Source organism: Clostridium sp. TF06-15AC (genome assembly GCF_003481165.1).
Taxonomy (GTDB): Bacteria; Bacillota; Clostridia; order Lachnospirales; family Lachnospiraceae; genus Otoolea; species Otoolea fessa.
Genome location: NZ_QUKS01000001.1, coordinates 701,499 through 713,424, shown reverse-complemented (window position 1 = coordinate 713,424; position 11,926 = coordinate 701,499). Strand labels below are relative to the sequence as shown.

The following is an 11,926-nucleotide window of genomic DNA, read 5'->3' as shown; positions in this document are numbered from 1 at the left end:
TAGACACATAAATATATGTTTATAACAGTTATAAATTTTAATATTGACATACAGGAGAAATGTGATATGATCATAGTGTAAATGGACTTACCAATTTACCATTATACCAAAGTGACAATCAGAGAAATAAAAAGATAATTGAAGGAGGAACGGATATGTATAAGTTATCACAGTTGACAGAAGATGGTTCTATTATGTTACACGGACAGAAAATTGCAGATACAATCCTTTATGTAAATGGAGATTTTGTTAAAAAATCAGAAGCCGTTATCTCCGTATATGACAGTGGTTTTCAGCATGGAGATGGCGTATATGAAGGAATCCGTGCATATGGACGAAAAGTATACCGTCTGGATGAGCATATCAAACGTCTGTATGAGTCCTGCTACACGCTGGGAATCGATATAGGAAAGACCAAAGATGAGATGAAGGAAATTGTAAAAGAGCTGATTCGTCGAAATCTGGATGCAGGATTTACTGATTTACATATGCGTTTACAGGTGACGCGCGGATTTAAAGCACAGACAGGTATGCATCCGACTTTAAATGTGACGAATGCGTCGATCGTTATCTGTGTGGATCAGAAACCCCCTATTTTCAATAAAGAGGGAATTACGCTGGTAACAACCTGGCTGAAACGCTATTCCCCGTCTTACATGGATCCGAAGATTCATTGCTGTAACCAGCTGAACCAGATTATGGCGGCGTGTGAGGCAATCCGTCAGGGAGCGGATGAAGCAATTATGCTTGACCAGAATGGTTATGTGGCGGAGACAAACTCTACAAACTTACAGATGATTAAAGATGGAGCATTAATACTTCCGACTTTAGATTCACAGCTTCCGGGAATTACGAGAAAAACAATGATTCAGATAGCAAAAGAGATGGGAATGGAAGTACAGGTAAGAAACGTATCTGTTTCAGAGTATTATAATGCGGATGAGGTATTTATCTGTGGTACAGTCGGAGAAGTGGTTCCGGTTAAAATGATCGATGGAAAGAAGATTGGTACACAGATTCCTGGTCCGATAACAGAAAAGTTTTCACAGGAATATAAGAAGATGACAGAAACGCTGGGAGTGTCGATTGATGATTGAACATCATAAAAGAAAGTGCACTCTGTGAGGAAACGGGTAAAACCGTAAGCGTGAGATTCATATAGGGGTTTATAAAGAGGGATGGTAGAAGAGAAACATATGATTCGAGCGAAAGGACGGAATGAATATGAAAGAGAAAAGAAAACCGGGTTTTGGGGCTGCGATGCTTCCAATATTGGTGATGGCGTTCGTGTTGGGAATTGGTTTTGGAAAGTTCAGACTAAGTGTGGAAGTACTCTTACTTGTTTGTTCCTTCTTTACGGTGCTTTTAGGATTGTTTTATGGAACAACCTGGAATGAGATTGCAGATGCGGTTTCGGAAAAGATAGGAAAGTCATTTATGGCGATTTTTATCTTTGTATTTGTTGGAATGATTATCGGAACCTGGATGTTATCAGGAACAATTCCTATGTTGATTTATTATGGCCTGAAGCTCTTAAATCCACAGCTGTTTCTGATATCGGCTTTTGTGATTACAGTAATTGTTTCTGTGTGTACGGGAACCAGTTTTGGCTCAGTTGGAACCGTCGGGCTGGCACTTATCGGAGTAGCTCAGGGATTGGGCGTTAATCTTCCGGCAGCAGCGGGCGCAATTATTTCAGGTGCTTATTTTGGAGATAAAATGTCACCGCTTTCAGATACGACAAATCTGGCTCCGGTAGCAGCCGGAACCACATTGTTTGAACACATCCGGCATATGTTTTATACGACGGTCCCGGCGGCGCTTGTCTGCTTAGTGGTATATTTTATAGCTGGACGTACTGGAATGGTGGTTTCATCGGTCGATGCATCTGCGGCAAATGAGATGACGGAGGGACTCGCTTCTATTTATCATTTTAATGTGTTTTTATTGATTCCTCTGGTGGTTGTGCTGGTTGGTTCAGCGATGGGAAAACCAACGATTCCGGTTATGTTTACAGCATCGGTTCTGGCAGGAGTGTTAGCGATTGTATTTCAGGGAGCGACGGTTGCAAAGGTAATTTCGGCAGCATATAGCGGATTTTCTTTATCGATGCTGGGAATTGATCCGGAAACAGTGACAGGAAGCATTAAAACGCTGGTAGAGCGGGGCGGAATGACAAGCATGATGGCAACGGTGCTGAAAGTGCTCTGCGCATTTCTATTTGCAGGTGCTATGAGTGCGGCTGGTTTTATGAATGCAATCTTGGAAAAATTGAAAACATTCGTACACAGTGACGGAACTTTGATTCTGGTAACGGTTATTTCAGTCTTGATTATTGCGCTGATTGTTGGAAATGCATATATTCCGATTTTGATGGGCGGAGAATTGTTCAGTGAGTCCTTTAAGGAAAGAAATCTGGCACCGCAGAATCTTTCCAGAACACTGGAAGATGCAGGAACCTGTTCCATTCCTCTGGTTCCGTGGTCAGCGGGCGGTGCGTATATGTCGGGAACGCTGGGAGTCTCTACGTTCGCATATGCTCCGTGGGCAATCTTTTGTTACGCAGGTTTTTGTTTTGCGGTTCTCTGGGGCTTTACCGGGTTTGGAATCAAGAAATTAAACAAGGATAAATAAGACATTTCATAAGTTAGTCAAACAGATGTAGGATGGGGAGAGAAAACCTGTTTTACATCTGTTTTTCTAATTAAAAGGGTTATTTGAACGTTACAGTGGAAAAAAGAAACAGGAGGAATGATGGGGGCAGAAAAATTAAATAAAAAACGATCGGGAGCTTTGGTGGGAGGAATTTTCCTGATTCTGGCAGTTCCAGTATGCGGGATCCAAGTACCGGTGCAGGCATTCTTTTTTCTTGCATGGATCTACGTGATTCTGTTTTTAGAAGCAAATTCTTATTCCTGGAATGAGCTTCAGGAAGCAATGGTTCATTCTTGCACAAGGGCAGTTTCACCTATCTTTTTTCTTTTATGTGCAGGAGCGATGACAGGAATATGGAATCTGTCAGGTACGATTCCAGGACTGACGTATACAGGAATTTTGTGGATTCGTCCGGAATGGTATCCGGTCACCGCGTATGCAGGATGCTTTCTGTTTAGTTTTCTGACTGGCAGTGTGTTTAGTTCCTGTGGAACCATGGGAATCCTATTTTTAAATATTGGAACAAGTATGGGATATGAAGAGAAAATAGCAGCAGCTGTTATAATAGCCGGAGCATTTTGCGGCTATGGGATTTCTCCGATGTCGGATTTTGTGAATTTACTTTCATCCAGTGTTGAAATAGAACTGGCGAAAACATTGAAAGCAGAACGAAATAGTATCATTCCAACCATATGCGTTTGTCTGGCAGGCTGTTTTTATGTGGGATGGAAGAATGCAGAACTGGCAGGAATATCGATACAGGAAAGCAGTAAAATGATGCAAATATTCGGGGAAATGTGCCTGGGAATGCCCGTGTATATACCGGCTGCAGTGGTTCTTATATTTATGTTAATGAGGAAAAACGCCATGCATGCGTTGATGGCAGGCTGCGTGTCCGGGATGGCAGTGGCATTTTTTTACCAGAAATATCGATGGCAGACAATTTTGAATGTTTTATGGAATGGACCGGACCAAGGATCCTATTTTCACAGCGGAGGTATCAGCAGCATGGCTGGGACGGTTCTTTTGTTCCTTTTAGCGTTTAGTTTGTTTGGAATGCTTGAAAAAAGCGGGGCGATCCGATGCATGATGCAGCCGTTGTTTAAGTGGGCGGATACAGAGAAAAAAGGAAATATAGCAGCAATTTTATTTGCTTTTGTAGTAAATGTTTTTTCAGCATCGGCGATGTGTTCCCTGGTGATATCCGTCTCCTGCCTGATGTCGGTGTATGATGAAAAAGGCTGGAAACGGGAGAAAATGATTCATTCGCTCTTTCTGGGCGCTTTATACATGAGTCTTCTGGTCCCGTGGCATTCCAATGTTGTAACGCCGATGGGACTGTTGGGAGTAGCACAGGGAGGCGCTTGTATTTTTTGGATTGTGCCGGTGCTGGAGGTTGTCTGCTATCTATTAACATTTGTTTTTTCACATAAATAATGATATAATCGATAGGCGTTAGGGAACGTAAATCAGCAGGAGGGAGACTGAGAATGTTTCAGCCAATCGAAGAAAATGTTTCAGTATATAAGAAGGTAGTCGCACAGATCCAGGAAATGATCATGCACGGCGAATTAAAAAAAGGTGACCGGCTTCCGCCGGAGCGCCAGTTAGCCGAGATGCTCGGAGTTGGGCGACCGGCGCTCAAGCAGGCGATCAGTGCGCTGGAAGTGCTGGGGATTATCCGCAGCCGTCAGGGAGACGGCAATTATATTACGGCGGATACGGTCGAGGTGATCAATCCGCTGGCAATGCAGTTTTACTTAAAAAACGGCAAGATGGATGATATTCTGGAATTCCGCTATATCATGGAGGTGCAGATGGCGTCGCTTGCGGCCGCCAAGATCACGGAAGAGGAGATCGGGGAGTTTCAGGCGCTGATGGATTCGATGAAAGAGGCGATTGCGGGCGGAGCCGATCTGAAGACGCGCCAGTATTACAATAACCTGTTCCATTTCCGGGTGGTGAACCTTTCTGGAAACCAGCTGATCCGCCTGATTTATTCGAGCATCATGGATCTGGTGTCGGATCAGATCCGCCAGACGGACGGCATGTATTTCTATGAGAGCCATCTGAAGATTTTCGAGGCAATCAAGAACCGGAACCCGAAAGAAGCGGCGTACTATATGGCAGAACACTTCCAGAATAAGTTCCCGAATTATCAGTATTATATGGATGTTCATGCGTTGTAGGAAATTGTAGGAAAGAAGAGAACGGAGGACAAGTATTTCATGAAAAATGACTTATTCACAATCGGCAGCATCACGATTCATGGCTATGGCCTGATGATCGGCATCGGCATTATCGCTGCGTATTACATGGCAGAGTACCGGGCAAACAAGCGGGGGATGGATGTCGATATGATCCTCTCCATCGCGATCTGCGGTGTCGTATGTGGAATTTTAGGTGCAAAACTTCTGTACTATGTCACAATTCTGGATGAGATTGTAGCAAACCCGAAGAAATTGTTAGATATCAGCGATGGATTTGTCGTATATGGCGGCATCATCGGCGGCGTGCTGGGCGGCTATGTGCTGAGCCGGATCAAGCATATTTCCTTTTTCCAGTATGCGGATCTGGTCATGCCGTCGGTTGCGCTCGCACAGGGCTTTGGACGGATCGGCTGTTTCCTGGCTGGCTGCTGCTACGGTATGCCGACCCACAGCCATTTTGCGATCGTGTTCCACAATTCGGACTTTGCCCCGAATAACATTCCGCTGGTTCCGACCCAGCTCATCTCAAGCGGTCTGGATTTTCTGCACTGCCTGCTGCTTCTTTATGCGGCGAAAAAGTGCAAAAAACAGGGGCAGGTGGTATCCCTGTATCTGATCTGCTACAGTCTGGGACGCTTCGTGCTGGAATTTTTCCGCGGTGATTTGAACCGGGGAGCGGTCGGGTTCCTCTCGACTTCACAGTTTATCTCACTGTTTATCTTTGCGGCGGGCGTGGCGATGTTTGTGGTTTGTGGGAAGAGGACGGAAGTACCGTTAGAAAAGTAAAAATTTTTAAATGTCAACCCAAATAAAAATCATTCTTGACATTTTGCCAAAATTGCTGTATGATACCTCTGATATGGAAAATCTTAACATTTTAAGAGTCATCCATGCAAATATATCTGACCACCTGTGAAACAGGGAATGGCCATACGGACAGCCGGGTCAAATGCCGATTGGCAGTGCGAGCTGCCCTATTGATTGAGTTAAAAGCTCAATTTTATAAGTTGGTTACTTTACAACCAGTGCTCATGCACATCAACTTGTAAAACGGTCAATAAGAGTGGTAAAAGTAGATATTTGCTATATAGACTCTGAATGTGAGATTTCTGTGGATAAAAAGGTTTTGCAGTATATGCGGTAAATAGAGACAAGGGAAGATTTCGTAGCTATACGGCAGATTTGTAAAAATAGAGTGAAGCAGAAAAAGAACGTTTTGCGGATGATGTGGAGACACGTCATCCGCTTTTTTTCATAGGAAATTACGTCCTATGAAAAAAACGCTCCGCGAGGATGCGCACTCGCGCGAAGCAGAAACATGTCGCAAGCGACCGCGCTCGGCGCGAGAATGTGCCAAGGCACATTCTTTTTTATGTGTAATAGGAAATTCCTTGGAATTTCCTATTACATGATCAACACCATTTATATTTCAGGAGAAGGAAGATATGGATCACAGCGAAAAATTAAAATTATACGGCTTTAATAACCTGACAAAGGCGCTTAGCTTTAATATCTATGATGTCTGTTATGCCAAGACACCGAGGGAGCAGAAGGATTATATTGCCTACATCGATCAGCAGTACAATTCGGAACGCCTGACCCGGATCTTAACATCGCTGACGGATATGATCGGGGCACGGGTATTGAGTATTTCCCAGCAGGACTACGATCCGCAGGGGGCTTCGGTCACACTTCTGATTGCGGAAGGCTCTATGGTGCCGGTGCAGGGGGAGACGCAGGTGGCGCATCTGGATAAGAGCCATGTGACCGTCCATACCTATCCGGAATACCATCCGGAGACCTGTCTGGCGACCTTCCGGGTGGATATCGATGTGGCGACCTGCGGGGAGATCACGCCGCTTTCGACTCTCGATTACCTGATCGGTTCGTTTGATTCGGACATCATCACGATGGACTACCGGGTGCGCGGGTTCACGCGGGATGTGGACGGAAAAAAGCTGTTTATGGATCGTGAGATCCGCTCGATTCAGGATTATATCTCCAAGGAAACGCTGCGGCGCTACGATGTAGTCGATATCAATGTGTACGAGGCGAATCTGTTCCATACCAAGATGATGCTGAAAGAGATCGATCTGCAGAATTATCTGTTTAAGACAGATGTCTATGAACTTCCGCCGACCACCAGACTCAGTATTATGGAGAGCCTGCGGCGGGAGATGATTGAAATTTTCAGCGGAAGAAATGTGTTTTAAAAGAAATGCTTTTTGAGAGGAAAGAGAAGAGTTTGACTGGAAAATACCGCGAAAACCAGGGAAATTCGATAGAAGAAACGAATGAGTGATTTTCAGGAGGGACGGCAGATGGAAGAAGAGAGAAGAAATCTGGAGCCGGGCGTCGGACGGAGTGCACGGCGCAGAAAGGAAGCTTCAGGACCGAAAGAAACGGGGGGAGGCAGTCGAAGAGATGACGCGCTGACCCAGGAGCGCGCGCCGATCTATGAGGCGCTGGAAGCATTTCAGAAGATGCGCGTGGTGCCGTTTGATGTGCCGGGGCACAAGAGGGGGCGCGGCAACCCGGAGCTGACGAAACTTTTAGGAGAGACCTGCATGCGGCTGGATGTCAATTCCATGAAGCCGCTCGATAACCTCTGCCATCCGGTGTCCGTCATCGCGGATGCGGAGCAGCTGGCGGCTGAGGCATTCGGGGCGGCACACGCATTCCTGATGGTCGGCGGTACGACATCGGCAGTTCAGAGCATGGTGCTGACGGCAGTCAAGCGGGGCGAGAAGATTATATTGCCGCGAAATGTCCACCGCAGCGTCATGGGCGCCATGGTGCTTGGAGGCGCGGTTCCGGTCTATGTGAATCCGGCGGGTGATAAGAGACTGGGGATTCCTCTTGGAATGCGTGTGGAAGATGTGCGCCGGGCGATCAAGGAAAATCCAGATGCTAAGGCGGTGTTTGTGAATAATCCGACGTATTACGGCATTTGTTCGGATCTGCGCTCGATCGTAAAGCTGGCACATGAGCATGGGATGTTGTGTTTAGCTGATGAGGCACATGGAACCCATTTTTATTTCGGGGAAAATATGCCGGTTTCCGCGATGGCAGCTGGGGCGGATATGGCGGCGGTTTCGATGCACAAATCGGGCGGAAGCCTGACGCAGAGCTCGATTCTTCTGACGGGTCCGGGTATGTCCGCCGGGTATGTCCGCCAGATTATCAATCTGACGCAGACGACGAGCGGTTCCTACCTGCTCCTTTCCAGCCTCGATATCTCCAGACGGAACCTGGCGCTTCGCGGGCGTGAGGCATTTAAGCAGGTGGTGGAGCTGGCGGAGTATGCGAGAACAGAAATCAACCGGATTGGCGGTTATTATGCCTATTCGAAGGAGCTGGTGAACGGCGACAGCATTTATGATTTCGATGTGACCAAACTTTCAATTCACACGCGCGATATCGGGCTGGCGGGGATCGAGGTTTATGATCTTCTCCGGGACGAGTACGATATCCAGGCGGAATTTGGTGATCTGGGAAATATTCTGGCATATCTGTCCATCGGTGACCGGCAGCGGGAGGTAGAGCGCCTGGTCAGCGCACTGGCGGAGATCAAGCGCCGGTTCAGCCGGGATAAATCGACGCTGATGGATTTTGACTATATTGACCCGATCGTGGCGATGTCGCCGCAGGAGGCATTTTATGGAGAAAAAGAATCCCTTCCGATCCGCGAGACAGCCGGGCGTGTGTGCAGTGAGTTTGTCATGTGCTACCCGCCTGGCATCCCGATTCTGACGCCGGGCGAGCAGATCACGGAAGAGATCATTGACTACATTGCGTATGCGCTGGAAAAAGGATGTTCAATGACCGGACCGGAGGATCCGGGGATTGAGCGCCTGAATGTGCTGAAATAAATAAGCAGTAGATAGAAAGGGGAAAATTATGAATTTCTGGTTTTCAGAGAATCATACGCCAAATGTAAAACTTTCCATCCGGGTGGATCGCCAGCTTTACAGCGGAAAGAGCGAGTTCCAGCGGATCGATGTCTTTGATTCGCCGGAATTTGGGCGGTTTCTGGCTTTGGATGGATATATGATGCTGACGGAAAAGGATGAATTTATCTATCACGAAATGATCACGCATGTGCCGATGGCAGTGCATCCGTTGGTCAAAAAGGTACTGGTAATTGGAGCCGGGGATGGAGGCGTGATCCGGGAGCTGACTCGCTATCCGGAGATCGAGCACATCGACATGGTGGAGATCGACCCGCTGGTGGTGGAGGTCTGCCGGAAGTATCTGCCGAAGACAGCGTGTCGTCTCGATGATCCGAGACTCTCGATCCACTATGAGGATGGGTTGAAATATGTCCGCTTTAAGGAAAATGAATACGATCTGATCATCGTGGATTCAACCGACCCGTTTGGACCGGGCGAAGGGCTTTTTACCCGGGAATTTTACGGGAACTGCTATAAGGCGTTAAAAGAGGACGGCATCATGGTCAATCAGCATGAAAGCCCGTTTTATGCCGAAGACGCGGAGGCGTGCAAGCGGGCTCATAAGCGGATCGTGGAGTCATTTCCCATCAGCCGCGTCTATCAGGCGCATATTCCGACCTACCCGTCCGGGCACTGGCTGTTTGGATTTGCGTCGAAGAAATACCATCCGTTAAAGGATTTGGATGAGACAAGATGGAACCTGCGGGGGCTGGACTGCCGGTATTATACGACGACCCTGCATAAAGGGGCATTTTACCTGCCGGCATATGTGGAGGAGATGTTAGAAGATGTTGAAGGCAAATATTGAGACGTTCTTGGCGTGTGACGCCAGCTATGAGGAGGCGGGGATCGTGCTCTACGGCGCGCCGTTTGACTCAACCACTTCGTACCGCCCGGGCACCCGGTTTGGCTCACGGGCGATCCGCTCGGAATCCTATGGGCTGGAATCGTATTCGCCGTACCAGGACCGTGATCTGACCGATTACGCCGTGTTTGACGCGGGCGATCAGGAGCTCTGCTTTGGTGACGCATCGTTGGCGTTAAAGGATCTGCGGGAACGGGCGGCGGAGGTTGCCGGGGATGGCAAGATCCCATTTATGCTGGGCGGCGAGCACCTGGTGACGCTGGCACCGGTGCAGGCACTGGCAGAGAAATATCCGGATCTGCATATCATTCATTTTGATGCACATGCCGATCTGCGGGACGATTATCTGGGTGCGAAACTTTCACACGCCTGTGTGCTGCGCCGCTGCTGGGAAGTCCTGGGAGACGGCAGGATCACGCAGTTTGGTATCCGCTCCGGCGACCGGGAGGAATGGCGCTGGGGAAAAGAACACGTGACGACGCATCCATTTATTGTGGATATGGAAGTCCTTCAGGAAACGCTTCGGAAACTGGAAGGAAAACCGGTGTATTTTACCCTGGATCTGGATGTGCTGGATCCGAGTGTGTTTCCGGGAACAGGAACGCCGGAACCGGGCGGAATCAGTTTTGAGGAACTTCGACGGGCAGTCACGCAGATCTGCAGCGCAGCTCGGATTGTTGGATGTGATGTGAATGAATTATCCCCGGCGCTGGATGCGTCCGGTGCATCGACGGCGGTGGCGTGCAAGATTGTAAGGGAGATGCTGCTGGCGCTGTTGGGAAATCCAAAGATTAAGTAAGAAATGTTTTTGGCGGGTCCCAAGGTCAAAAATTCTCCTGCAAGCAAGCTTGCGTCGGACTTCTGACCTTTTGACCCTGGTATCATCAAATAAAAGTGTGTGTTTGAGACATGAACTGAAAAGTGTTTGAACAAAAGCAAATGTGAAATTTGGATTATAAAATGGAACAAAAACAGAGTACATTTCAGAATACAGGAGGAAAAAAGATGGGAAAAGCGTTAATTATCGGATGTGGAGGCGTAGCTTCCGTAGCAATTCACAAGTGCTGCCAGAACAGCGAGGCATTTGAGGAGATCTGCATTGCAAGCCGGACGAAGTCCAAATGCGATGCGCTGAAAGAAAAATTAGAAGGAACCACCAAGACGAAGATCCAGACTGCGCAGGTGGATGCAAACAACGTGGACGAGCTGATTGCCCTGATTGAGAAATTTAACCCGGATGTGGTGCTGAACCTGGCGCTTCCGTACCAGGATCTGACAATCATGGATGCCTGCCTGGCGACGAAGACCCATTATATCGATACTGCGAACTATGAGCCGGAGGACACGGCAAAATTTGAGTACAAATGGCAGTGGGCATACCGTGAGAAATTTAAAGAGGCGGGCATTACCGCACTGCTGGGAAGCGGCTTTGATCCGGGTGTAACCGGTGTGTTTTCGGCATATGCGCTGAAACATGAATTTGACGAGATCAACTACATCGACATTCTGGACTGCAACGGCGGCGACCACGGCTATCCGTTTGCAACCAATTTTAACCCGGAGATCAATATCCGGGAGGTGTCGGCAAACGGTTCTTACTGGGAAGATGGACACTGGGTAGAGACGAAACCGATGGAGATCAAGAGAGAGTATGATTTTGACGGCGTCGGCATGAAGGATATGTACCTGCTTCACCATGAGGAGATCGAATCGTTGGCGCTCAATATGCCGGGAATCAAGCGGATCCGCTTCTTCATGACCTTCGGTCAGAGCTACCTGACCCATTTAAAGTGCCTGGAGAATGTCGGCATGACCTCGATCGAGCCGATTATGTACGAAGGAAAAGAGATCGTACCGCTGCAGTTCTTAAAGGCAGTGCTTCCGGATCCGGCATCCCTTGGTCCGCGTACCGTTGGAAAAACAAATATCGGATGCATTTTCCAGGGTAAGAAGGATGGAAAAGAGAAGAAGTATTACTTATATAATATCTGCGATCATCAGGAGTGCTACAAAGAGGTTGGTTCTCAGGCGATCTCCTACACAACCGGTGTACCGGCGATGATCGGCGCGATGCTGGTGATGAATGGAACCTGGCAGAAACCGGGCGTTTATAATATTGAAGAATTTGATCCGGATCCATTTATGGATGCGTTAAATAAATGGGGACTTCCGTGGAAGGAATCCTGGGATCCGGCACTGGTGGATTAAGGTAAAAATGCTTCCATTAAGAAAATGGTTTTATT

General features: G+C 47.7%; 10 protein-coding genes. All 10 read left to right on the top strand.

The genetic code is table 11. The annotated features are described in order from the left end of the window. The first annotated feature begins 155 nt into the window (after positions 1-155). The 10 genes from DXC57_RS03185 (at position 156) to DXC57_RS03140 (ending at position 11,891) form a co-directional block, all read left to right on the top strand. On the top strand, positions 156-1,097 hold the full coding sequence (locus DXC57_RS03185; protein ID WP_118651114.1) for an aminotransferase class IV: 942 nt from the start codon (positions 156-158) through the stop codon (positions 1,095-1,097). Positions 1,098-1,224: 127 nt separating this feature from the next. Next, positions 1,225-2,634, top strand: coding sequence for a Na+/H+ antiporter NhaC (gene nhaC / locus DXC57_RS03180; protein ID WP_118570654.1), 1,410 nt, complete (start codon positions 1,225-1,227; stop codon positions 2,632-2,634). Positions 2,635-2,751: 117 nt separating this feature from the next. Continuing rightward, positions 2,752-4,092, top strand: a complete 1,341-nt coding sequence (locus tag DXC57_RS03175) for a Na+/H+ antiporter NhaC family protein (RefSeq protein WP_118651112.1) — start codon at positions 2,752-2,754, stop codon at positions 4,090-4,092. A 53-nt stretch (positions 4,093-4,145) separates the two neighbouring features. Beyond that, complete coding sequence (locus tag DXC57_RS03170; RefSeq protein WP_118468051.1) at positions 4,146-4,844, top strand: FadR/GntR family transcriptional regulator; 699 nt, start codon at positions 4,146-4,148, stop codon at positions 4,842-4,844. Positions 4,845-4,883: 39 nt separating this feature from the next. After that, positions 4,884-5,651: a prolipoprotein diacylglyceryl transferase gene (locus DXC57_RS03165; RefSeq protein ID WP_118651110.1), complete on the top strand. Its 768-nt coding sequence runs from the start codon at positions 4,884-4,886 to the stop codon at positions 5,649-5,651. Between the two features lie 659 nt (positions 5,652-6,310). Next, complete coding sequence (speD, locus tag DXC57_RS03160) at positions 6,311-7,078, top strand: adenosylmethionine decarboxylase (protein ID WP_118468053.1); 768 nt, start codon at positions 6,311-6,313, stop codon at positions 7,076-7,078. An 81-nt stretch (positions 7,079-7,159) separates the two neighbouring features. Further along, positions 7,160-8,737: an aminotransferase class I/II-fold pyridoxal phosphate-dependent enzyme gene (locus DXC57_RS03155; RefSeq protein WP_270224102.1), complete on the top strand. Its 1,578-nt coding sequence runs from the start codon at positions 7,160-7,162 to the stop codon at positions 8,735-8,737. A 28-nt stretch (positions 8,738-8,765) separates the two neighbouring features. Next, positions 8,766-9,626: a polyamine aminopropyltransferase gene (speE, locus tag DXC57_RS03150; protein WP_118651108.1), complete on the top strand. Its 861-nt coding sequence runs from the start codon at positions 8,766-8,768 to the stop codon at positions 9,624-9,626. Continuing rightward, positions 9,607-10,482: an agmatinase gene (gene speB / locus DXC57_RS03145; protein ID WP_022360540.1), complete on the top strand. Its 876-nt coding sequence runs from the start codon at positions 9,607-9,609 to the stop codon at positions 10,480-10,482. Before speE ends, speB begins: the two co-directional genes overlap by 20 nt. Before the next feature lie 206 nt (positions 10,483-10,688). Further along, positions 10,689-11,891: a saccharopine dehydrogenase family protein gene (locus DXC57_RS03140; RefSeq protein WP_022360539.1), complete on the top strand. Its 1,203-nt coding sequence runs from the start codon at positions 10,689-10,691 to the stop codon at positions 11,889-11,891. The last annotated feature ends 35 nt before the right edge of the window (positions 11,892-11,926 follow it).

Bases quoted from the DNA above. Each gene is read 5' to 3' on its own strand.
- speB (WP_022360540.1), top strand. From the start codon at position 9,607: ATGTTGAAGGCAAATATTGAGACGTTCTTGGCGTGTGACGCCAGCTAT.
- speE (WP_118651108.1), top strand. From the start codon at position 8,766: ATGAATTTCTGGTTTTCAGAGAATCATACGCCAAATGTAAAACTTTCC.
- DXC57_RS03155 (WP_270224102.1), top strand. From the start codon at position 7,160: ATGAGTGATTTTCAGGAGGGACGGCAGATGGAAGAAGAGAGAAGAAAT.
- DXC57_RS03170 (WP_118468051.1), top strand. From the start codon at position 4,146: ATGTTTCAGCCAATCGAAGAAAATGTTTCAGTATATAAGAAGGTAGTC.
- DXC57_RS03140 (WP_022360539.1), top strand. From the start codon at position 10,689: ATGGGAAAAGCGTTAATTATCGGATGTGGAGGCGTAGCTTCCGTAGCA.
- DXC57_RS03165 (WP_118651110.1), top strand. From the start codon at position 4,884: ATGAAAAATGACTTATTCACAATCGGCAGCATCACGATTCATGGCTAT.
- nhaC (WP_118570654.1), top strand. From the start codon at position 1,225: ATGAAAGAGAAAAGAAAACCGGGTTTTGGGGCTGCGATGCTTCCAATA.
- DXC57_RS03175 (WP_118651112.1), top strand. From the start codon at position 2,752: ATGATGGGGGCAGAAAAATTAAATAAAAAACGATCGGGAGCTTTGGTG.
- speD (WP_118468053.1), top strand. From the start codon at position 6,311: ATGGATCACAGCGAAAAATTAAAATTATACGGCTTTAATAACCTGACA.
- DXC57_RS03185 (WP_118651114.1), top strand. From the start codon at position 156: ATGTATAAGTTATCACAGTTGACAGAAGATGGTTCTATTATGTTACAC.